General features: G+C 63.6%; 19 protein-coding genes and 3 pseudogenes (1 of these 22 cut by a window edge). 10 read left to right on the top strand and 12 right to left on the bottom strand.

The window, feature by feature from the left end:
• Positions 1–8: 8 nt before the first annotated feature.
• Complete coding sequence (locus ACTGJ9_RS09080; RefSeq protein WP_456676778.1) at positions 9–815, bottom strand: response regulator; 807 nt, start codon at positions 813–815, stop codon at positions 9–11.
• A 218-nt stretch (positions 816–1,033) separates the two neighbouring features.
• On the opposite strand from ACTGJ9_RS09080, the gene ACTGJ9_RS09075 reads away from it, so the two are divergent.
• Both ACTGJ9_RS09075 and ACTGJ9_RS09070 read left to right on the top strand, forming a co-directional pair.
• On the top strand, positions 1,034–1,267 hold the full coding sequence (locus tag ACTGJ9_RS09075; RefSeq protein WP_045004093.1) for a NepR family anti-sigma factor: 234 nt from the start codon (positions 1,034–1,036) through the stop codon (positions 1,265–1,267).
• Complete coding sequence (locus ACTGJ9_RS09070; protein WP_084292346.1) at positions 1,267–1,815, top strand: sigma-70 family RNA polymerase sigma factor; 549 nt, start codon at positions 1,267–1,269, stop codon at positions 1,813–1,815. The genes ACTGJ9_RS09075 and ACTGJ9_RS09070 overlap by 1 nt, the downstream gene beginning before the upstream one ends.
• Before the next feature lie 87 nt (positions 1,816–1,902).
• On the opposite strand, the gene ACTGJ9_RS09065 is transcribed toward ACTGJ9_RS09070, so the two are convergent.
• The 9 genes and pseudogenes from ACTGJ9_RS09065 to ACTGJ9_RS09025 all read right to left on the bottom strand — a co-directional run bounded on the left by ACTGJ9_RS09065 (position 1,903) and on the right by ACTGJ9_RS09025 (position 12,128).
• Positions 1,903–2,601: a nitroreductase gene (locus tag ACTGJ9_RS09065; protein ID WP_456676777.1), complete on the bottom strand. Its 699-nt coding sequence runs from the start codon at positions 2,599–2,601 to the stop codon at positions 1,903–1,905.
• 135 nt (positions 2,602–2,736) lie between these two features.
• A pseudogene (locus tag ACTGJ9_RS09060) lies at positions 2,737–3,980 on the bottom strand (acyl-CoA dehydrogenase).
• Positions 3,981–4,115: 135 nt separating this feature from the next.
• Entirely contained in the window at positions 4,116–5,360 is a 1,245-nt protein-coding gene (locus ACTGJ9_RS09055) for an acyl-CoA dehydrogenase (protein ID WP_456676776.1), read from the bottom strand.
• Positions 5,361–5,370: 10 nt separating this feature from the next.
• Positions 5,371–6,498, bottom strand: a complete 1,128-nt coding sequence (locus ACTGJ9_RS09050; protein ID WP_456676775.1) for an acyl-CoA dehydrogenase family protein — start codon at positions 6,496–6,498, stop codon at positions 5,371–5,373.
• 28 nt (positions 6,499–6,526) lie between these two features.
• Positions 6,527–8,396: pseudogene (locus ACTGJ9_RS09045) on the bottom strand (AMP-binding protein).
• Between the two features lie 40 nt (positions 8,397–8,436).
• A complete protein-coding gene (locus tag ACTGJ9_RS09040) occupies positions 8,437–9,243 on the bottom strand; it encodes an enoyl-CoA hydratase/isomerase family protein (protein WP_456676774.1) in 807 nt (268 codons plus the stop codon).
• Positions 9,244–9,425: 182 nt separating this feature from the next.
• Positions 9,426–10,184, bottom strand: coding sequence for an SDR family NAD(P)-dependent oxidoreductase (locus ACTGJ9_RS09035; RefSeq protein WP_456676773.1), 759 nt, complete (start codon positions 10,182–10,184; stop codon positions 9,426–9,428).
• Between the two features lie 157 nt (positions 10,185–10,341).
• Positions 10,342–11,427, bottom strand: coding sequence for an IS5 family transposase (locus tag ACTGJ9_RS09030; protein WP_456673093.1), 1,086 nt, complete (start codon positions 11,425–11,427; stop codon positions 10,342–10,344).
• A 98-nt stretch (positions 11,428–11,525) separates the two neighbouring features.
• Positions 11,526–12,128, bottom strand: a complete 603-nt coding sequence (locus ACTGJ9_RS09025; protein WP_456678476.1) for a TetR family transcriptional regulator — start codon at positions 12,126–12,128, stop codon at positions 11,526–11,528.
• A gap of 216 nt (positions 12,129–12,344) precedes the next feature.
• On the opposite strand from ACTGJ9_RS09025, the gene ACTGJ9_RS09020 reads away from it, so the two are divergent.
• Positions 12,345–13,517, top strand: coding sequence for an acetyl-CoA C-acetyltransferase (locus ACTGJ9_RS09020; RefSeq protein ID WP_456678475.1), 1,173 nt, complete (start codon positions 12,345–12,347; stop codon positions 13,515–13,517).
• 101 nt (positions 13,518–13,618) lie between these two features.
• On the top strand, positions 13,619–15,163 hold the full coding sequence (locus ACTGJ9_RS09015; protein WP_456676772.1) for an acyl-CoA synthetase: 1,545 nt from the start codon (positions 13,619–13,621) through the stop codon (positions 15,161–15,163).
• 5 nt (positions 15,164–15,168) lie between these two features.
• On the opposite strand, the gene ACTGJ9_RS09010 is transcribed toward ACTGJ9_RS09015, so the two are convergent.
• Positions 15,169–15,711, bottom strand: a complete 543-nt coding sequence (locus ACTGJ9_RS09010; protein WP_456676771.1) for a methylated-DNA--[protein]-cysteine S-methyltransferase — start codon at positions 15,709–15,711, stop codon at positions 15,169–15,171.
• A gap of 138 nt (positions 15,712–15,849) precedes the next feature.
• Between ACTGJ9_RS09010 and ACTGJ9_RS09005 the strand changes: the two genes are divergently transcribed.
• The 6 genes from ACTGJ9_RS09005 to ACTGJ9_RS08980 all read left to right on the top strand — a co-directional run bounded on the left by ACTGJ9_RS09005 (position 15,850) and on the right by ACTGJ9_RS08980 (position 21,451).
• Positions 15,850–16,668, top strand: a complete 819-nt coding sequence (locus ACTGJ9_RS09005; RefSeq protein WP_456676770.1) for an alpha/beta fold hydrolase — start codon at positions 15,850–15,852, stop codon at positions 16,666–16,668.
• A gap of 2 nt (positions 16,669–16,670) precedes the next feature.
• Positions 16,671–17,483: an alpha/beta fold hydrolase gene (locus tag ACTGJ9_RS09000; protein ID WP_456676769.1), complete on the top strand. Its 813-nt coding sequence runs from the start codon at positions 16,671–16,673 to the stop codon at positions 17,481–17,483.
• A 164-nt stretch (positions 17,484–17,647) separates the two neighbouring features.
• Positions 17,648–18,325: a GntR family transcriptional regulator gene (locus ACTGJ9_RS08995; RefSeq protein WP_456676768.1), complete on the top strand. Its 678-nt coding sequence runs from the start codon at positions 17,648–17,650 to the stop codon at positions 18,323–18,325.
• Between the two features lie 143 nt (positions 18,326–18,468).
• Positions 18,469–19,269, top strand: a complete 801-nt coding sequence (locus ACTGJ9_RS08990; protein ID WP_456676767.1) for a phytanoyl-CoA dioxygenase family protein — start codon at positions 18,469–18,471, stop codon at positions 19,267–19,269.
• 147 nt (positions 19,270–19,416) lie between these two features.
• Positions 19,417–20,745 (top strand): NAD(P)H-dependent oxidoreductase, encoded by a 1,329-nt coding sequence (locus ACTGJ9_RS08985; protein WP_456676766.1) that lies wholly within the window; start codon positions 19,417–19,419, stop codon positions 20,743–20,745.
• Between the two features lie 55 nt (positions 20,746–20,800).
• Positions 20,801–21,451 carry a tetratricopeptide repeat protein gene (locus tag ACTGJ9_RS08980; protein ID WP_456676765.1) on the top strand — a complete coding sequence of 217 codons (651 nt, stop codon included), beginning with the start codon at positions 20,801–20,803 and terminating at the stop codon, positions 21,449–21,451.
• 401 nt (positions 21,452–21,852) lie between these two features.
• On the opposite strand, the pseudogene ACTGJ9_RS08975 reads toward ACTGJ9_RS08980, so the two are convergent.
• Positions 21,853–22,187, bottom strand: a pseudogene (locus tag ACTGJ9_RS08975) (hypothetical protein) (it continues 255 nt past the right edge of the window).

Below are 22,187 nucleotides of genomic sequence, written 5' to 3'. Positions count from 1 at the left end.
CGCGATTGTTACGCCGCAGGCGCCTTGGGCGCGCGGTTGCGCGAGTTGCGCTGGAAGAACAGCGCCTGGCTTGCCACCGCCGACACCATCGCGGGCTGGAACGGCTTTGAGATCAGGAAGGCTGGCTCCGGACGCTCGCCGGTGAGGAAGCGCTCCGGATAGGCGGTGATGAACACCACCGGCACCTCGAAGGTGCGGAGCAGTTCGTTGACGGCATCCAGGCCCGACGAGCCGTCGGCGAGCTGGATGTCGGCGAGGATGAGGCCCGGCCGCTTGTTTTTGGCTAGTGCCACCGCATCGGCATGGGTGCGCGCGACGCCAACGACATTGTGGCCGAGATTCTTCACCAGGCTCTCGAGGTCCATGGCGATGAAGGTCTCGTCCTCGATGATCAGGACGTCGGTCGCGATCTCGGCGGCCATCTCGCGGCCGGCGGCATCGGCCAGCCGCCGCGTCTCGGCGACATCGGTCGCGAGAATATAGGCGACTTCCTCTTCCGAAAATCCTTCGAGCGAGAGCAGCAGGAAGGCCTGCCGCGGCAGCGGCGTGATGTTGGACAGCCGCCGCTCCGGCGGCATCGGCAGCGTCGCCACCTCGGCGTCGTCGTTAACCGAGACCGAATTCCAGATCTGGGTGAACAGCCGGAACAGACCGGCGCGCGGCCCATGGCTCTCGTCGAGCACCGACGGATCTCCCAGCATGGCTTCCAACATGGCTGCGACATAGGCGTCACCGGAGGCCTGGCTGCCCGTCAGGGCGCGCGCATATCGGCGCAACAACGGCAAGTGCTCAGCAACAAGCTGCGAACGGGACATCCCCACTCCATTCATTCGGGCCAATCGCGAAAATCAGGAACTGCGAAGGGAGGCCCGGGTTCCCCTGCTGGACAGATTACGTTTCAGGATAAGAAAAGTTCCCAAGGCCTGGGAACTTTTTGTCGAACGTGGAATTGAACTCATCCAGGGAACGGCTCCCGGTTGAGAAAACTTCTCGACTTTGCAGTCACTTAACTCGGGGAAACGTGGAACAGGTCATGAAAGATCTCAAGTCTCAAGCCAGCAAAAGCACGACCCCCGGCAAGGGAGGCCTCACTCCGGAGATCCAGTCCCGGATCGGGCACCAACTGCGCGCCATGTACGACGACGTCGTGCGGCAGGGGGTGCCGGACCGGTTCGCCGAGCTCATCAAGAAGCTTGATGCGCCAGGAGGTGGATCCCAGAACGAGAATGGGGCTGGGGGCTCCAACGACAACAATGGGAGGGATTGATGCCTCTCACGAATTCGCTGCGTGATGATATCCTCGCGGCCGTGCCGAGCCTTCGCGCGTTCGCGATCTCGCTCAGCGGCAACGCGGACCGCGCCGACGATTTGGTTCAGGAGACGCTGCTGCGCGCACTCGCCAACATCGACTCGTTCCAGCCTGGCTCGAACCTGCCGGCGTGGCTGTTCACGATCCTGCGCAACCTGTTCCGCTCCGACTATCGCAAGCGGCGGCGGGAGGTGGAGGATGCCGAGGGCAACTATGCCAAGACGCTGAAGACGCAGCCTTCGCAGAACGCCCATCTCGAGTTCGAGGAGTTCCGCGGCGCGCTCGAGAAGCTTCCGCAGGACCAGCGCGAAGCTCTGATCCTGGTCGGCGCCTCCGGCTTCTCCTATGAGGATGCGGCCTCGATCTGCGGCTGTGCGGTCGGCACCATCAAGAGCCGCGTCAACCGCGCGCGCTCGAAGCTCGCCGCGCTGCTCTATGTCGACGGCGCCGAGGACTTCGGGCCCGACGAGACCGTGCGCGCCGTGATCGGCGGCAGCGGCGGATAGCCGCGTCATCGACTTAAGGCAACAGCTGTGAAGGCGGTCGTTGCCCGGCCGCCTTCTCATGCGCCTGGGCAGCTTATTTCCGCTCGGTCACTTGTCGACAAACGTCACCGCGTCGGCGACAGTTGCGCGCGAGGTGCGGTAGCTGTTGACCTTGTGCGCGTGGTCGGCGTAACCGAACGAGATGCCGCAGACGACACGGCGGTCGTCGGGCAGGTTGAAGTGACGGCGGATCAGGCCGGAATGGCGCGCAAGTGCTGCCTGCGGAATCGTGCCGAGCCCGAGCGCCTGGGCCGCGAGCATGAAATTCGACACGTAAGCCCCGCAATCGATCGCGCCGTAGATGCCGAGCGGCTCGCTGGTGTGAATGATCGCGACGTGCGGCGCGCCGAAGAAATTGTAATTCTCCAGCGCCTGCCTGGCGTAGCCCATCTTGTCACCGCGCGGAATGCCCAGCGTGTTGTAGAGCTGAAAGCCGCTCTCGCGGCGACGCTCGAGATAGACACCGACATATTCACGCGGCGGCACGAAATCATAATCCTCGCCGAGGCCACCCGACGCCTCCTTGTAGATCAGCTGGCGGAAGCGCTCCTTGGCCTCGCCGCTGGCGATGACGACCTGCCAGGGCTGGCTGTTGCACCAGGACGCGGTGCGCTGTGCCGTGGTCAGCACATGCTCGATGGTGGCGCGATCGACGTCCTTGGGGAGAAACGCGCGGACGGAGTAGCGCTCGTTGAGGAGCTCCTTGAGCACGCCGATGCGGTCGTTCTGCTTCACTTGTGCGTCCATGGATCAGCTCGCGCTCTTTCTTCGCAGGGTGGGCAAAGGCGCGATAGCGCCGTGCCCACCGACAGACTTGCCCCAGCGGCTTGATATGGTGGGCACGCTTCGCTTTGCCCACCCTACGAGATACGAGAGGCGAGATCACCGTCCCTTGGTCGGGATCTTGTTATACGGCACGTCCTTGTCAACGCGAATATCGCCCGGCAATCCCAGCACGCGCTCGGCGATGATGTTGCGCAAAATCTCGTCGGTGCCGCCGGCGATGCGCATCGAAGGCGAGGACAGCAGCATCTGCTGGAACTGGCCGTGCACCGTCTCCTCATCAGTGCCGGTGAGAACACCGGCCGCACCTGAAGGTCCATCGCGTAAGTCGCGATGTCCTGGAGCATCATGCCCGACACCAGCTTGCCGATGGAATTCTCCGGTCCAGGCCGCTCGCCCTTCGACAGCGACGAGATCGCACGGTAGCTGGTGTATTTCAGCCCGCTCGACTTCACCGCCCAGCTCGCGAGTTTCGAGCGCACGGCAGGATCGTCGATGGCGGGCCCGTCCTCAAGCATCAGATTCGAGCAGAACTCGAACAATTCGGGCACGCCGGTCGCAAGCCGCGAACCGATCGACATGCGCTCGTTCATCAGCGTGGTCAGCGACACGCTCCAGCCCTCGCCGACAGCGCCGAGCCGCTGGCTGTCGGGGATCACGACGTCGGTGAAATAGACTTCGTTGAACTCCTGCATGCCGTTGGCCTGCTTGATCGGCCGCACCTCGACGCCGGAGCTCTTCATATTCAGGAAGAACATGGTGAGGCCCTTGTGCTTGGGCACGTTCGGATCGGTGCGCGCAATCAACAGGCCGTAATCGGAATAGTGCGCGCCCGACGTCCAGATCTTCTGGCCGTTGACGACCCAACTATCACCCTTCTTCTCGGCGCGCGTGCGAAGGCCCGCGACGTCGGAACCGGCCGACGGCTCGGAGAACAGCTGGCACCAGATCTCCTCGCCCGAGGCGAGCTTCGGCAGATAACGGCGCTTGGCATCTTCGCTGCCCCAGGCCATCACGGTCGGGCCGCACATGCCCTCGCCGATCTGGAACGGCTGCGTCAGCTTGCCATAGACGCCCTCTTCCTGCTGCCAGATCACGCGCTCGATCGGCGTGGCGCCGCGACCGCCATATTCCTTCGGCCAGTGCAGGCAGGCCCAGCCGCCCTCCGCCTTCTTCTTCTGCCAGGCCTTGCCGACCTCGACCATGTCATGCTTCGCAAGCCTGATGCGGCCGAGCGAGGATTTTGACAGCTCCTGCTCGAACTGCTTCGGCGCGTTGGCGTCGACCCATTTGCGCGCGGTCTCGCGGAATGCGGCTTCCTGCGGGGTGTCGTCGAAATTCATGTTCGAGCTCCTCTCTCGTTCCCCGGACGCGGCGCAGCGCGAAGCGGTGCGCTGCAGAGCCGGGGCCCATTGTGGCTTCTGGGTCCCGGCTCTGCGAAGCAGCGCTGCGCGCTGCATCGCGTCCGGGACACGAACTCATCTTCCCTTGGTCGGGATCTTGTTGAACGGCACGTCCTTGTCGACACGGATATCGCCGGGCAGGCCCAAGACCCGTTCGGCGATGATGTTGCGCATGATCTCGTCGGTACCGCCTTCGACGCGCGTCCCCGGCGCGCGCAGCAGCATCGCCTGGAAACGGCCGGCAACTTCGGCATCCTCCGGACCGCTGACCACACCGCTCGCGCCCTGCAGATCCAGCGCGTAGGTCGCGACGTCCTGGATCATCGAACCCGCGACCAGCTTGCCGATGGAATTTTCCGGACCCGGCCGCTCGCCCTTCGACAGCGCCGAGATCGCCCGCATGCTGGTGTAGCGCAGGCCACTCGCCTTCACCGCCCAGTTGGCGAGCTTCGAGCGCACCGCGCGATCCTCGATCGCGGGACCCTCGTCGAGCATCAGACTCGCGCAATATTCGAACAGCTCGGGAAGGCCGGTCGACACGCCCGCACCGATCGACATGCGCTCGTTCATCAGCGTCGTCAGTGAGACGTTCCAGCCGTCGCCGACCTCGCCGAGGCGCTGATGATCGGGGATGCGGACATTGGTGAAATAGACCTCGTTGAAGTCGGAGGCACCGCTCGCCTGCTTGATCGGCCGCACCTCGACGCCCGGGCTCTTCATGTCCAGGAAGAACATGGTGAGGCCCTTGTGCTTGGGCACGTTCGGATCGGTGCGGGTCAGCAGGATGCCGTAGTCGGAATAATGCGCGCCCGAGGTCCAAATCTTCTGCCCGTTGATGATCCAATCGTTGCCGTCCCTTTCCGCGCGGGTACGCAAGCCTGCGACGTCAGAGCCGCCGGCAGGCTCGGAGAACAATTGGCACCAGACCTTTTCGCCGGAGGCGAGCGGAGGGAGATAGGTGCGCTTATGCTCCTCGCGCGCGAACGCCATCATGGTTGGGCCGCACATGCCGTGACCGATAATGAACATGTGGGAGAGCTTGCCGAACGCGCCCTCCTCCTGCTGCCAGATCACGCGCTCGATCGGCGACGAGCCGCGGCCGCCGTATTCCTTCGGCCAGTGCAGGCACGCCCAGCCGGCATCGGCCTTCTTCTTCTGCCAGGCCTTTGCGACCTCGAGAATGTTGGCGTCCTTGAGCTGAGTGCGGCCGAGCGAGGATTTGCGCAGCTCCTCCTCGTATTGCTTGGGCGCGTTGGTACCGATCCAGGCACGAGCAGTGGCTCGGAATTCGGCTTCCTGCGGGGTGTCGTCGAAGTTCATGGCCCGGTCCTTACGCCGCATTCTTCTTGCGGATGCGATCGATCAGCTGGTCTTCCCAATAGGACAGGCTGCCGAGCCCGAGCGCCATGGCGTTGGCGCGGCGGTAGTACATGTGGCAGTCGAACTCCCAGGTGAAACCCATGCCGCCGTGAACCTGAATATTGTTCTTGGCACAATGCTGGAACGCCTGCGTCGCGCTGATGCGCGCGGCGGCGGCGGCTTCCGGCAGTTCGGCCGCGTTGGTCGAGAGCGCCCAGGCGCCGTAATAGCTGTTGGAGCGCGCCAGCGTCGCCGAGACATACATGTCGGCAAGCATGTGCTTGACCGCCTGGAACGAGCCGATCTGGCGGCCGAAAGCGATACGGTCGAGGGCGTAGTCGCGGCCCATCTCCAGCGCGCGGTCGGAGCCGCCGACCTGCTCGAAGGCGCAGAGCACCGCGGCGCGGTCGAGCACCTGGGTCAGAATGCTCCAGCCTTCGCCGGCGGGACCGAGCGGCTCGGCCTTGCAATCTTTGAAAGTGATCTCAGCCTGACCTCGGGTCGGATCGAGATTGGTGAGGCCTTTCATCTCGACACCACCGGCCTTCAAGTCAACCAGGAACAGCGAGATGTCGCCGTCGCGACCGCTGGAGCCCGTGCGCGCGGCAACCACCGCGAAATCGGCGATCGCACCATCGGGCACCGGCTTCTTGACGCCGTTGAGCACGCCATTCGCGGCGGTCAGCTTGACGTTCTTCGGCGCCGGATTGCCCTTGCCCTCGAACAGCGCCAGCGTACCGATCGCATCGCCCGAGGCGATCGCCGGCAGCCATTTCTTCTTTTGCGCGTCGCTACCGGCAATCAGCACGGCTTCGGCGGCAAGATACACAGTCGAGGAGAACGGCACCGGCGCATTGGCCCGGCCCATCTCCTCCGCGATCACGCAGAGCTCGAGATGACCCGCGCCCGCGCCGCCGAACTCCTCGGGGATCGCGACGCCGAGAAAGCCCATTTCGGCGAGGCCCTTCCACAGCTCCTTGTCGTAGGGCGCCTTGCCGTCGAGCACGACGCGCACCGCCTTCGGCGCACATTTTTCGGCGAGGAATTTGCGCGCTTGGTCGCGGAGCTGCTTCTGGTCGTCAGAGAAATCGAAGTTCATGGCGCGTACCCGTGTTGAATGATGTCGATTACTTGAGAATGATGACGTCTTGGTCAGGCTGGTCCGCATAGAGCCGATCGACCAGCGCAGCGCGGCGTTCCAGGCCGGCGCGCTGGTTGATGTAGCCCTTGTCGGTGAGCTCATTGCCGTCAATCGAGGGCGGCTCGGCCATCAGCATCGCGCGCGATGATGCGGCTGCTGGCGCCTTCGCACTCCTTGTTGTGCGCCTCCAAGCCACGCCTGAAGCAGGCAATGACCTCGGAATGTTTGACCGCATCCTCGAAACTGAGATCGGGATTGCCGACAAGCTGGCGGCAGGCGTGCAGATCTGGCCAGGCCAGCAGACCGATGAAGGCGCGATCCTGCCCCGCGACCAGCGCGTCATGCACGACCGGCGTCGCGGCCGCGATCGCATCGGTACGCAGCGAGCCGACATGGACGAACGTGCCGGTGGTGAGCTTGAAATCCTCGACGACGCGGCCGGCAAAGATGATGCCCTTCACCGGATCGGCTTCGTCGACAAAAATGCCGGCGTCACCGATGCAGTAGAACCCCTCCTCGTCGAACATCTTCTTGGTGAGATCAGGCTGGCCAAAATAGCCGGGCGTGACGTTGACGCCGCGCAGGCGCAGTTCATATTTCGAGCCGCACGGCACCATCTTCAGTTCGACGCCGGGGAACGGCAGCCCGATCAGGCCGACGCGCTCGGTGTCCCAATAGGTGCCGGTCGAAGTCGGCGCAGTCTCGGTCGAGCCCCAGCCGGTGTAGAACACGATGCGCTCGCCGGTGGTCTTCACGGCGAGAGCCTGCATGCGGTCGTACAAATCATCGGGCAGCCGCGCGCCGCCATAGGCCATGATCGAGAGGTTCTTGAAGAACGAGCGGCACAGCGCGTCATCCTTCTCCATGGCAGCAGCGAGCGCAGCGTAGCCGGCCGGCACGTTGGCGTAATAGGTCGGCGAGATCTCGCGCAAATTCTTGATGGTCTCTTCCAACTGCCCCGGCATCGGCCGGCCGTCGTCGATATAGAGCGTGCCGCCGTCGACCAGCACCGGGTGGAACGCGGCATTGCCGCCCATGGTGTGATTCCAGGGCATCCAGTCCAGCACCGTGGCGATCGGACCGCCCGGCGCGCGCGGCCGCACCTGCATCATCATCGCTGCATTGGCGCACATCATCTTTTGCGTGTTGATGACGGCCTTGGGCATGCCGGTCGAGCCGGAGGTGAACAGCAGCTTGCCGACGGTATCGGGCGTGATTTTCGCGATCGATGCTTCTACATCGGCCGTTACGCGCGTTGCCGCCAGTTCGGCAAAGCTGACGCTCTTGATGCCGTCGCACGGCCGCACGACGTGAACCACCGTGACGCCGGTAAGATCGAGCGCCTTCAGCGCCTTCTCGAAAGTGGGGCCATCCTGCACCATCATCACGGCCGGCTTGATCAGGTCGAACAGGTACTTCAGCTTGACGTGATCGTGGCTCATCAGCGAATAGGCCGGCGACACCGGAGCCGCCGGTGAGCGCGCCTGCATCGCGGCTTGCGTCATCAGTGCGTGCTCGATCGAATTGCCGGAGAGGATCGTGACCGGGCGTCCCTCGATACCGAGATCGAGTAACGCTTGAGTCAGAGCATCGACGGTGCACTTGGCTTCACCATACGAAACCTTGCGCCACTCGCGATTGGGTCCGCCGCGCTGCGCGAGCCAGATGCGCTCCGGCGCTTCCGTCGCCCATTTCGCGAGCGAGGCCGGAAGATGCTTCTCGTAGGCCTGCAGCGGAATACGCGACTTCAGCACCACCGTGCCGTCGGCGCGGCGCTCGACATCGATGTCGCGTGCCAGCCACTCGACCTTGCGAAAGGCGGGCTTTGACATCACCGCCGCCGCGCTTCCATCCATTTTGCGTCTCCCGGAATTATCGTCCTTTGCGGATCCTTGTTCAGCGCTTGATATAGACAGGCTTTCGCTTCTCAAGGAAGGCCCTGATGCCTTCCGAAAATTCCTCGGAGCGGCTGCACAGGACCTGATTGCGATCCTCCATTGCAATCACGGCTTCCAGTGATCCGGCGTCAACGCTCATGTTGAGACATTCCTTTGACAGGCGTAGGCCCACCGGCGATGCCGTGATCATCGCATCGACATAGGGCTCGGCGGCGTCATCGAGCTTGTCTTCGTCGACGACGTCGGAGACGAGCCCGACCGCGAGCGCGCGCTCCGCGCCGATGAAGCGTCCAGTCAGGATCAGCTCGGACGCCACAGACACGCCAACGAGACGCGGCAGAAAGTAGCTGGTGCCGATGTCACAGTCGCCGAGGCCAAGCTTGATGAAGGCGCAGTTCATCCGGGCCGACTTCGTCGCGATACGAATATCGGAGGCAAGCGCCAGCGCAAAGCCGCCGCCGGCCGCTGCGCCCTGCACCAGCGACAGGATCGGCTGGGGGCAGCGCCGCATCAGCATCACGATGTCGGCAATGCGCCGCTGCGAGTCGAGCGACTCGGTGACGCCGGGCGGCTCCTGCTGCCCCGCACGGCGCGCCATCGCGGCCTTGAGGTCGAGGCCGGCGCAGAAGTTCTTGCCCGCCCCTTTCAGCACAACAACGCGTGTATCGCGATTGCGCTGGAGGCCCTGGAAATAGACGTTGAGCGCATCGATCAGCGCAGGATCGAGCGCATTGAGACTGTCAGGACGATTGAGCGTCACGCGGTCGACGCCGTCCCGGTGCTCGATCAGCAGCGGTTGGGACATGGGAGCCTCGTGCTAGCCGCGGGTGGCGGCGCCGATTGCTGCGCCCTCTCCCCTTGTCGCGGGAGAGGGCATGTACATCGCTAGCCACATACGCGTTTGGGTGAGGGGTCTGTCTCCGCGGAGAGACCCTCATCCGGCGCTTCGCGCCACCTTCCCCCACAGGGGAAGAAGGAAGAGCAGCCTTACCGCGGCGCCATGCGGATGGCGCCGTCGAGACGGATGGTCTCGCCGTTGAGCATCGGATTCTCGACCATGTGCACGGCAAGCGCGCCGTATTCCTTGGCATCGCCGAGGCGTGAGGGATGCGGCACCTGTGCGCCTAGGCTCTTGCGGGCTTCTTCGTTCAGACCCATCAGTAGCGGCGTGAAGAACAGGCCCGGCGCGATGGTGTTGACGCGAATCTTCTGGCTCGCGAGGTCACGCGCGGCAGGCAGGGTGAGGCCGACGACGCCGCCCTTCGAGGCGGAGTAGGCAATCTGGCCGATCTGGCCCTCGTAAGCAGCCACTGAGGCGGTGTTGATGATGACACCGCGCTCTTCGCCCACCGGTTCGATCGTGACGAGGCGCTCGGCGAACAGGCGCAGGCAGTTGAACGTGCCGATCAGATTGACGTTGATGATGCGCGCGAACTTTTCCAGGGGATAGACGCCGTCGCGGCCGACAATACGCTGCGAGCCGCCGATGCCGGCGCAGTTCATCAGCACGCGGGCAACGCCGTGCGCGGCTTCCGCCTTGGCGATCGCCGCCTTGATCTGCTCCTCGCTGGTGACGTCGGCATGGAGCGCGACGCCCTTCACTTCTGCCGCGACCTTCTCGGCGTTGTCCTTGTTCTGGTCGATCACGCCGATCTTGGCGCCCTTCGCGGCCATGGCGCGCGCGGTCGCTTCACCAAGACCCGAACCACCACCGGTGATGAGAACGGCTACGTCTTTCAGTTCCATGACAGGCTACCTTTCCTTGCGCGTTTCTTCTCTAACAGTTTGCTGAAAAACCTTGAAATGGAGAGTTTTCTTATTCTGTCCGGTCGTTGTTGGGGCGGCGTGGCGGAGTTGGATGTGATTTCTAGCCTGGTGTTGGGGGCACCCTGACGCCGGGTGGCTAAGGGGCAAGCAGTTTTGGAATGCGGATCAGGTTGTAGGCGATCAGATTGAGCAGGAAGTCGGCGGCGACGCGAGCGATGCCGCGATGTTTGGTCTTGCGCATGGTGCCGTGTTGCTTGCCCCATCCGAAAATGCACTCGACCATCGCCCGGCGCGATTGCGACATGCCGTACCCTGGATGCCGCGTGGTTCGTTCGTCGATGGCGCTGTTGCGGGTCTTGCCGGTTTTGGTGACGGCCTGGTTCTGTGTCACATGCGGCGTCACGCCGATGGCGCGAAGATTGGCGACATGATCGGCGGTATCGTACGCCTTGTCCTCACCGGCCGTGATGCGGCGGCCTGCGGCTTTGCGTCTCGCCTTCAGCATGGTCTCCGAAGCCCGGCGTTCGGCGGTGCCATTGGCATGCGTGACCCTGCCGGCCACCGCCAGCCCATGCCGGTTCTCCATGGTGGCGTGGCCCATATAGCAAAGCTTGGCCTCCCGTCCGGCCGCCTTGCGATAAAGCCGGCTGTCGGGGTCACTGGTGCTCGCGTGGGTGTCGTTCTTGCGCTTCTGGCCATGGAAGTTCGCGCCGTCATCATCGTCGCCGCTGCCGTCCTTGGGACGAAAGCTCTTCTGTGAAGCCCAGGCTTCGATCAGCGTTCCATCCACCGAGAAGTGCTCGTCCGACAGCAGCGGCTTGACCTGTGGATGGTTGAGAAGCCTGGTCATGAACTTCGTGAATACATCGCCGTTCTGCAGCCGCTCCCGGTTCTTGGTGAAGGTGGTCGGGTCCCAAACCGGATCGTCCGGCGACAGTCCCACAAACCACCGATACAAAAGATTGTAGTCCAGTTGCTCCATCAACTGACGTTCCGAGCGGATGCCGTAGAACACCTGCAGCAGCAGCGCACTTAGCAATTGCTCCGGAGGGATCGAAGGACGTCCCTCGCTGGCGTAGAGCCTCCCAAGGCTGCGGTTCAAATCACTCAAAACATCCCGGACAAGTTCCCGGACCTTCCGCAGCGGGTGGTTCGCTGGCACACGCTTATCCGGCGCGATGTACGAAAACAGGCCGCCCTGATCCGTAAACCTGCCGCGCATGATCGCCTCCGCCGAATCGAGATGATAAGTGAATCATCAAGCCTCCTCCGTGGCGAGGGGTTCTTCAGCAGACTGCTAGACTGAACGTCTCGGTCGGATTATCCGGCCGCGGCGGCTTCCTCGACTTGCGTGAGAATGCCGCCGCAGATCAGCGTTTCCATGTGCTTGATGTATTGCCGGCAGACGTCATCGGTGACCGGACCGACGCCGGTCGCGCGAGACATCGCGTGCCGGCCGAAGAACAGGTGATCGCAGGCGCCGATCAGGCTGGTGTAGAACAGCACCGGATCGGTTTGGCGGAACTCGCCGCGGCTGACGCCTTCGGTGAGCAGGCGGCGATGAAAGTCGAGCAGCGGCGCGACGAAGAATTTCGAGACCTCGTCCGCGGAGCCGGCAACGCTCTCGTGCAGGAGATAGTGAATCAGCCGGTTCATGTAGGGAAACCGGTGATAGGCGCGGATGATGCCGGCGATATGCAGCTTCAGCTTCGCCGTGGAGGTGATCTGCTGCGCCAGCAGATATTCCAGATTGGACATTTCTGTCGCGGCGTCGCGCGCGAGCAGCGCCAGCAGCAGGCCGTCCTTGTTACCGAAATGATATTTGACCAGCGCAGCATTGGCGCCCGACTTCTGTGCGATGTCGGAGAGCGAGATCTCGATCGAGGAGCGTTCGATCATCAGCTCGCTTGCGGCCACGAGCAACTTCTCTGCCGTGGAATTCTTTCCGCCGGGAAGCCTGTTCGGTACGCTGGTAGTCACGGAGATCCCTTGTTCTCGCCGCTCGAAGCGGGCCGCAGATAAGCCCAAGCAGCGCCTCCCCACAAGGGTTAATTGATCGATTGACTAAACGATTGCTCGCCCGTTAAATCCGCCCCCGACAACCCAACCCGATCAAGAACAATCATGGGAGAGACCGAAATGGCCGAGGCTTATATCGTCGCCGCTGCGCGCACCGCGGGCGGGCGCAAGGGGGGCCGCCTCGCCGGCTGGCATCCGGCCGATCTCGCCGCGAAGGTGCTGGACGAGTTGGTCGATCGCACCAAGGTCGATCCTGCGCTGGTCGAGGACGTGATCATGGGCTGCGTGATGCAGGTCGGTGAGCAGTCCAACAACGTTGCGCGCAACGCGATCATGGCTTCGAAGCTGCCGGAGAGCGTGCCAGGCACCTCGATCGACCGCCAGTGCGGCTCCTCGCAGCAGGCGCTGCACTTCGCGGCGCAAGCCGTGATGTCCGGCACGATGGACGTGGTGATCGCGGCCGGCGTGGAATCGATGACGCGCGTGCCGATGGGCCTGTCGTCCCAGCTCCCGGCCAAGAACGGCTTTGGCAACTACAAGAGCCCGGGCATCGAGGCAAAGTACCCGAACATCGTGTTCAGCCAGTTCACCGGCGCGGAAATGATGGCCGAGAAGTATGGCCTGTCGAAGGACGAGCTCGACGAATATTCCTACAACAGTCATCAGCGCGCGATCGCAGCCACACAAGCCGGTCACTTCAAGAAGGAGATCGTGCCGCTCGAGATCACCCGCGCCGACGGGAGCAAGGACACCCATCACATCGACGAGGGTATCCGCTTCGACGCCACGCTGGAAGGCATCAAGGGGGTCAAGCTGATCGCCGAGAACGGCAAGCTCACCGCGGCGAGCGCCAGCCAGATCTGCGACGGCGCCTCGGGCGTGATGGTCGTGAACGAGCGCGGCCTCAAGCAGCTTGGCCTCACACCCCTCGCGCGCATCCACCACATGACCATGACGGGCGGCGATCCCGTCATCATGCTCGATGCCCCGCTGCACGCCACCAAGCGCGCATTGGAAAAGGCCGGCATGAAGGTCGACGACATCGACCTGTTCGAGGTCAACGAGGCCTTCGCTTCGGTGCCGACCGGCTGGCTGAAGACGACCGGTGCGGATCCCGCCCGCCTCAACGTCAATGGCGGCGCGATCGCGCTCGGTCATCCGCTCGGCGGCTCCGGCACCAAGCTGATGACGACGCTGGTCCACGCCCTGCATCAGCGCGGCAAGCGCTATGGCCTGCAGACCATGTGCGAAGGCGGCGGCATGGCCAACGTGACCATCGTCGAACGATTGTAAGAAGAAAAGCGAAGAACAAATGGCGAGTGGCGAGTGGAGACAGGGAGCGGCTTCCGCCCCTGTCTCCATTCACCGCTCGCCTCTTTTTTTGAGGGAACGCCATGACCCATCCGTCCGTCTACGCCAAGAGCACGCCCAACAAAATTGCCTACCAGATGGCCGGAACCGGCAAGGCGATCACCTACCGCGAACTCGACGAGCTTTCGAACCAGGGTGCAAACCTGTTCCGTTCGCTTGGACTGAAAGCCGGCGACCACATCGCGCTGTTGATGGAGAACCGCCTCGCCTTCATGGAGATCTGCTGGGCGGCGCAACGGAGCGGGCTCTATTACACCGCGATCAGCCGCTATCTGAAGCAAGACGAGATCGACTACATCATCGGCGATTGCGGCGCCAAGGTCGTGATCACCACGCCGAAATGCGCCGACCAAATCAAGGACCTGGTCAAGAGTGCGCCGGGCGAGCCGATCTTCTACATGGTCGACGAGCCCCTGCCCGGCTTCCGCTCCTACGACAAGGAAGCGGCCGCGCAGCCAGTCACGCCGATTGCCGACGAAGTCGCCGGCTACGACATGTTGTATTCATCGGGCACAACCGGCCGGCCGAAGGGCATCAAGAAGGCTTTTGAGGGTAACAATATCGACGTGCCGAACGCGTTCCTCCGCGTACTCTGCGCCGATATGTGCGGCATGAACGCCGAGAGCATCTATCTGTCGCCCGCACCGCTCTATCACGCAGCCCCCTTGCGCTTCAACATGATGGCGATCGTGCTCGGCGGCAGCTCGATCATCATGGAGCATTTTGACGCGGAGGATTTCCTCAAGCTCGTCGAAAAATACAAGGTGACGCAGTCGCAGCTGGTACCGACGATGTTCGTGCGCATGCTCAAGCTTCCGGACGAGGTCCGCACGAAGTACAACGTCTCCACGCTGAAGGGCGCGATTCACGCCGCCGCGCCCTGCCCGGTCGACGTCAAGGCAAAGATGATCGCGTGGTGGGGACCGATCCTGATCGAGTATTACGCAGGCTCGGAAGGCAACGGCGTCACTGTCTGCAACTCGCAGCAATGGCTGGAGCACCGCGGCAGCGTCGGCCGCGCCGTGGTCGGCAAGATCAAGATTCTGGACGAGAACGACGAGGAGCAGCCGCCGGGCGAGATCGGCACGGTCTATTTCGCCGATGCACCTGTATTCACCTATCACAACGATCCCGAGAAGACCAAGAAGGCCTATAATGCCAAAGGATGGTCGACGCTCGGCGACGTCGGCTATCTCGACAAGGACGGCTTCCTGTTCCTCACCGACCGCAAATCCTACATGATCATCTCGGGCGGGGTGAACATCTACCCGCAGGAGACCGAGGACGTTCTCATCGCTCACCCTGATATCGCCGACGTCGCGGTGTTTGGCGTGCCGAACGAGGAGATGGGCGAAGAGGTGAAGGCGGTGGTGCAGCCGCACGACATGAAGCGTGCGGGCAAGGCGCTCGAGGCCGACCTGATCGCCTACTGCAAGGCGCGCCTCTCGGCAATCAAATGCCCGCGCTCGGTCGACTTCGAAGCCGAGCTACCGCGCACGCCGACCGGGAAGCTGGTGAAGCGGCATCTGCGCGACAAATATTGGCCGAAGACGGCGGCGAAGATTTGAGCGCTTCAATCGAACAAGCTCGGCGTGTGGTTCACCAGCGCGCCTTCGATCTCCAGCATCTTCAGCTTGGTCACCACGCCGCCATTGGCCGAGAAGCCGCCGGGTTTGTTGCCGGCGGCCAACACGCGGTGGCAGGGCACGACGATCGGGCACGGGTTGTGCCCGAGCGCCTGACCGACGTCGCGCGACAGCTGGACGCCGCCGAGGCGTTTTGCAATGTCGCCATAGGTCATGGTCTTGCCGGGCGGGATTGCGCGAGCGATCTCGTAGACGCCGCGGTTGAAGTCGGGCACGCCATCGAGATCCAGCGGGATGTCTGTGAGGTCATCCGGCTCACCCGCGAGCAGTTTCACGATGCGGTCGATCGCCTGCTGCACTTCAGGGGTCGGCTCGGCCTCGCTGGCGTCGGCGTGGCGCTGGCTGATGCGGGTGCGGATCTTTTCCTCACCGCCCATCGGCAGTTGCGTGCCGTTGATGCCGCGCGGGCCCCAGGCGATGGCGCAGAGGCCGATCCTGGTGTCGAACAGGGCAAAATGCTGGTTGGTCATGGCTTGGTTCCTGAGCTCGCGTCCTCGTCGCATGCCCCCATCGTGATCTCGGGCTCAATCTAGGCTTGGAAATAGTTGCGATCCACCCGGTTTCCGGGAATCTTGCACAGCAGTTCCGCCCCTTCGCGCGAGTCCCGAATGCAAAGCTTCCACGTCAACGGATATGATATGCCCTATCTCGATGTGGGCGAGAACAGAGGTGGCCCGCCGCTGGTCTGCGTGCACGGCTCGCTGTCCGACTTCCGCGTCTGGGGCTGCGTGCTCGGGCCGCTGACGCGGCGGCACCGGATGATCGCTGTCAGCCTGCGGCACTTCTTCCCGGCCCAATGGGACGGCGTCGGCGACACCTATTCGATTGCCCAGCATGTCAGTGACGTCATCGCCTTTATCGAGAAGCTCGACCTCGGCCCGGTCGATCTGATGGGACATTCCCGCGGCGGGCACATCTGCTTCCGCGTCGCGCAAGCGAGGCCGTATCTGCTACGGCGGCTCGTCCTCGCAGAACCCGGCGGCGAGCTCGATGCGAGCCTCGATCCCGACCATGCCGGCGGCCCCTCGCCGCTGCTGGCACGGTTCACGGCCTCGGCCGAGAAGATCACGGACGGCGATGTCGATGGCGGGCTTGCCGTCTTCGTCGACACGCTGGAAGGACCCGGCACCTGGCCGCGGCTGCCGGCGATGGTGAAGCAGAATTTGCGCGACAACGCCTATACCTTGATCGGCCAGATCCGCGACAATCGCCCGCCGTTCTCGAAGGCGGATGCGGAGGCGATTCTGATGCCGACGTTGTTCATCCTGGGCGAGCGAACGAAAGGCCTGCTGCCGAAGGTGCTGCACGCGCTCGCCGCGCATGTGCCCAATTCCAGGACGGCGATCATCCCGAACGCGACGCACCCGATGTTCGAGCAGGCGCCGCAGAAATACTCCGAAGTGGTGCTGGACTTTCTGGCGAGCTGACCATGCAGACATTCCGCCTCAACGGTTACGACATGGCCTATCTCGAAATCGGCGAGGGCCATCCGCTGGTCTGCGTGCACGGCACGCTCGGGGATTTCCGCACCTGGTATTCGGTGCTCGGTCCGCTGTCGAAGAACCATCGGGTGATCTCGGTCAGCCTGCGGCGCTTCTTTCCCGAGCATTGGGACGCCGTTGGCGACGATTACAAGATGGCCCGGCACGTCGCCGACACAATCGCTTTCATCGAGCAGGTGAAGCCCGGCCCGGTCGATCTGATGGGCCATTCGCGCGGCGGACACATCGCGTTTCGCATCGCGCAGGCGCGGCCTGATCTGTTGCGAAAGCTGGTGCTGGCCGAGCCGGGCGGCGATCTCGATGCCAGCCTGCCTGTGCCCGAAGGCACGCCCGCGCATCCGCCGCTCGCCGCGAAGACGATACGCTCCGTCGAGATGATCCGCGCCGGCGACATCGAGGGCGCACTGCAGAACTTCTACGAGGGCATCGAAGGCGACGGCTCGTGGCGGCGCGTGCCGGCCGCTGCAAAACAGCAATTGCGCGACAACGCACTGACCTTCCTCGGCCAGATCAACGAGCAGCGCAGGCCCTACACGCTTGCGGATATGCAGGCGATCAGGACGCCGACACTGCTGATCGGCGGCGGCGCCACCACCGGCAGCCTGTCGGTGATCTGGCGCGTGCTGGCCGCGCACATCGCGGGCAGCAAGACGGCCGTGATCCCCAATGCGGGACACTGGATGTTCGAGCAGGCGCCGCTGGCGTTCGGCGACGTGGTGGACAGATTCCTGACGGCGTAGGGGAGCCCGGGGCGTGGCAACTTCCTCAAAACAACCCCGTGCACAGTAGACGACCCGAACAGAATCAAAGGCTTATCCGGCCCGAAACGACATCGTTGACGACCTGTCCCTCCGACGCTATTTTCGAACACGGAATTCCGTATTCCCTCTTCGGAGCTGCCGGCGTGATCCCCCTCGACCCGCTTCCGAACCTGATCGACCAGGTCTATGCCCGGATCCTGGAGGCGATCTCAGATCGGACGCTGCAGCCCGGCCAGCGCATCCGGCAGAACGAGCTCGCCGACAAACTCGGCGTCTCGCGCCAGCCGGTGTCGCACGCGCTGCATCTGTTGCACCGGCAGGGGCTCGTCGCCGAGAGCGGGAAGCGCGGCTTTGAAGTCACCCAGCTCGATCCCGCCCGCATCCGCCAGCTTTACGAGGTGCGCGGCGCCATCGACGCGCTCGCAGCCCGGCTTGCCGCGATGCGCGCCGCAACCGACGCGGCGGGACGCGCGCGGCTCGACGCGGCGCTCGCTGCGGGACGGGGCATCGATCGCAAGACCACGCTCGCCGAGTTGATCGCGCTCGATGTCGATTTTCATCGCGCCATCTACCAGCTCGCCGGCAATCCCGTGATCGAGGAGACCATCACGCCGCAATGGCCGCATATGCGCCGCTCGATGGCGACCGTGCTCGCCGAGCTCGACTATCGCGACAGCGCCTGGGCCGAGCATGCCGACATCGCCAAGCACATTCTCGCAGGCGACGCCAAGGCGGCCGAACGCGCGGCGCTGGCGCATGCGCAGACGGCGGGACGGATGACCGAGGAGAGATTGAGGGCGACGGACGAGGTCGCGGCGTAGCAGCACTCGCCGTCATTCCGCGGCGGTCTGCAGGAGCGAGCCCGGAATCTGTCGGGCTACAGAGACTGCGCATCAATGGATCCCGGGTTCATGCTTCGCGTGCCCCGGAATGACAAAAACAAAACAACGAAGGAGGACGACCCATGAAACTGTCGCAGGAGCAATTGGAGTTCTTCCACCGCGAGGGCTGGCTGTTTTTGCCTGAACTGTTCAGCCCGGAGGAAGTCGACTTCCTAGCGCGCGAGGCGGTCGGCATTTACGACGCCAACCGGCCGGAGGTCTGGCGCGAGAAGAGCGGTGCGCCGCGCACGGCCTTTGCCGCGCATCTCTACAACGAGGCTTTCCGCATTTTGGGCGCGCATCCGCGCATGATCGATCCCGTGGAGCAGGTGTTCGGCGAGCCTGTTTACATGCACCAGTTCAAGATCAACGCGAAATCGGCCTTCACCGGCGACGTCTGGCAATGGCACCAGGATTACGGCACCTGGAAGCGCGACGACGGCATGCCGGAGCCGCGCGCGATGAACATCGCGATCTTCCTCGACGAGGTGATGCCGATCAACGGGCCTCTGATGCTGGTGCCACAGAGCCAGAACGCCGGCGATCTCAAGGCCTCGCATGACCTCGCCACCACGTCCTATCCACTGTGGACGCTGGACGAGGACACGGTGACGCGGCTGGTCAAGCAGGGCGGCATCGTCGCGCCGACCGGCAAGCCCGGCGGCATGCTGATGTTCCACGGCAATCTCGTGCACGGCTCGGCCGGCAACATCACGCCCTACCCGCGCAAGATCGTGTATCTGACGCTGAACGCGGTCTCGAACTACATCCGCACCCCGACCCGGCCGGACTACATCGCGCACCGCGATTTCGCGCCGATCAAGACGGTGGATGATGACGCGTTGCTGCGGCTGGCCCGCGCGCCACGGCAGGCGGCGGAGTAAGGTATGGTGCCCCGGACGCAGCGCAGCGTCTCTTCGACGATGCGCTGCTGAGCCGGGGCCCACGCCACGCGGATAGTTTTTCTCTGGGTCCCGGCTCTGCGGAGCGGCGCTTCGCGTCCCGCGACACGATCATAATCGGAATCCCCCATGAACCTCTTCCGCCTCCTCCAGGCCCGCGCATCCGCCGGCAAGCCTGTCCGTGTCGCGCTGATCGGCGCCGGCAAATTCGGCTCGATGTTTCTGGCACAGGTGCCGCACACGCCGGGGTTGGAGGTGCCTGTTATCGTCGATATCGATCGCGAGCGCGCGCGCGAGGCCTGCCGCACCGTCGGCTGGAGCGCCGAGCGGATTGCGGCCACCGTCTTCACGGATGACGGCGCACGCGCGATCGCCGGCGGCGCCATCGATGTGGTGGTGGAGGCGACCGGGAATCCGGCCGCCGGCATCAGGCACGCCCGCGCTGCGATTGCGGCCGGCAAACATATCGTGATGGTGAATGTCGAGGCCGATGTGCTGGCCGGTCCGCTCCTCGCCGAGGAGGCGCGGAGAGCAGGTGTCGTCTATTCGCTCGCCTATGGCGATCAGCCGGCGTTGACGGCTGAGATGGTGGACTGGGCCCGCGCCACCGGCTTTCACGTCGTCGCAGCCGGCAAAGGGACAAAATATTTGCCGGCCTATCACGACGTGACGCCGGACGGCGTCTGGCAGCACTATGGTCTCACCGCGGGCGAAGCGCAGTCGGCCGGCATGAACCCGCAGATGTTCAACTCCTTCCTCGACGGCACCAAGTCGGCGATCGAAATGGCGGCGATCGCGAACGCCTGCGGTCTCGACGTGCCGACGGAAGGGCTGTTGTTTCCGCCCTGCGGCGTCGATGATCTCCCGCACATCATGCGGCCGCGCTCGCGCGGCGGCGTGCTGGAGCGCTCCGGCGTGGTCGAAGTCGTTTCCTCGCTCGAGCGGGACGGAAGGCCGGTGTTTCGCGATCTGCGCTGGGGCGTCTACGTCGTGCTGGAGGCGCCAAACGACTATGCCGCCGACTGTTTCAAGCAATACGGCCTGAAGACCGACGGCAGCGGACGCTTTGCCGCGATGTACAAGCCCTATCATCTGATCGGGCTGGAGCTGAACATCTCGGTGCTGTCAGCCGCGCTGCGGGGCGAGCCGACCGGGCAGCCCTACGGCTTCCGTGGCGACGTCGCGTCGGTGGCCAAGCGAAACCTGCGCGCCGGCGAGATGCTGGACGGCGAAGGCGGCTACACAGTGTGGGGCAAGCTGGTGCCTGCGGCCGCGAGCCTGAACGCCGGCGCGCTGCCGATCGGGCTGGCGCACCGCCTCAGGCTGAAGCACGACGTCGCCCATGGCGAGATCGTGCGCTGGAGCGATGTGGAGTTCGAGGCCAACAACGAGACGATCAGGACGCGGAAGGCGATGGAGGCGGCGTTCGCGAAGGAGGGGCAGGTCACCTCACAATGATCCCGGCTCGCAATGATGCCGGCTCGACGTACCCAGCGGCTTCGCAATTGCGGAGTTGTCGCGCTTCCGTTCGCTCTTCGTCGTGGCCCGCCATTCCAGCTTCGTTTACCGGGCCACCTCGTCCGAGATCAGAGAGGTCGGCCGGCAACTTGGCGCGCGATACGTGGTGGAAGGGAGCGCGCGCCGTATCGGGAAACGGGTGCGGGTGACCGTCAAGCTTCTGGACGCCGCAAGCGGCTTCGCTCTTTGGACGGAACGCTACGACCGCGAGATCGAGATCGCCCTCGAACTCGACGAGACCGATGCCTGGTCGCATGGCGTGTTCGCACAATGTCTTTTCCTGCAAGATTGCGACCAAGAGGCTGAAACTCACTTCAAACGCGCTCTGACGCTCAATCCGAACGACGCCGATATCGCCGCTGCTTTTGCAAATATTCTGGCCTACTGGGCGCGTTGGAAGGACGCGCTCACGTGGATCAAGTCGGCTAAACGGCTAAATCCGTTTCCACCCAACATCTACCATTGGTACCACGCGCTGGCTCTTTATTCGGCTCGCGAATACGAACAGGCGATCAAAGTTCTCAGGGAAGCCCGGTCGAGTGACCGCTGGTCGCACGCGCTCCTTGCCGCGTGCTACGCGCAAACTGATCGATTGACAGAAGCAAGCTTTGAGGCGCGCGCATTCATTCGAGAGAGAATTGAGTGAGAATGGCAAAGCTCTGCCCCTCAACACACTCGAACTCGCGCGGATGCGCGCCAACAGGTATAGAGACCCGATCGACCTGGATCATTTCCTCGACGGGCTTCGCAAAGCGGGCCTAAGTGATGGACTCTCAAAAATCTGAATAGCGACAGCGTTATTCGCAACGCTGAGCTTCGACAGCTTCACGGCAAAGATGCGGACAAAGACGTGAGGCACCGAGAGCGCGAGGAAGGGCGGAAACGACGAAAGCCCCGGAGGTGTCTCCGGGGGCTTTTTTGGTGCAAGCGAGTGTCATCGCCCGCGAAGTGTTTAGACCGGACAGATCACTGACAGGTGTTCGGAGACATAGCTGACACATCAAAATGGACTGGAATGGTCGATTCGGGAGGCATGACAGTGAGAGCTCAGTTCTGATCATCCCCTAACGCGGCAACCAGCTTGTCGTAATACTTGCCGACGAGATCGATGTTGCCCTTGTTCTCGATCGCGGGAGCCGGGGTCTTCAGGGCCTGATTGAGTTCGTCGAGCGCTTCCTTCTTGTCCTTGGCCGGCATCTTCTTGTCGGCCTCGACCTGCGCGATCTGCGACTTGATGACGGCTTCGGCGCCGACATATTTCTTGGTGGCGGGATCGAAGCCGCCGAGCACCAGGCTGATGTTGTCGACGACGTTGTTGTAGTCGTCATAGCTGGCGAAGCCGTGCTTCTTGGCGACGCCGTCGAGCTGGGCGATCACCTTCG

Origin of the sequence: Bradyrhizobium sp. RDM12, from assembly GCF_051917485.1 — a bacterium.
Taxonomy (GTDB): domain Bacteria; phylum Pseudomonadota; class Alphaproteobacteria; order Rhizobiales; family Xanthobacteraceae; genus Bradyrhizobium.
Note: the sequence above shows the minus strand (reverse complement) of the source record. Positions and strands in the feature narration are given on the sequence as shown.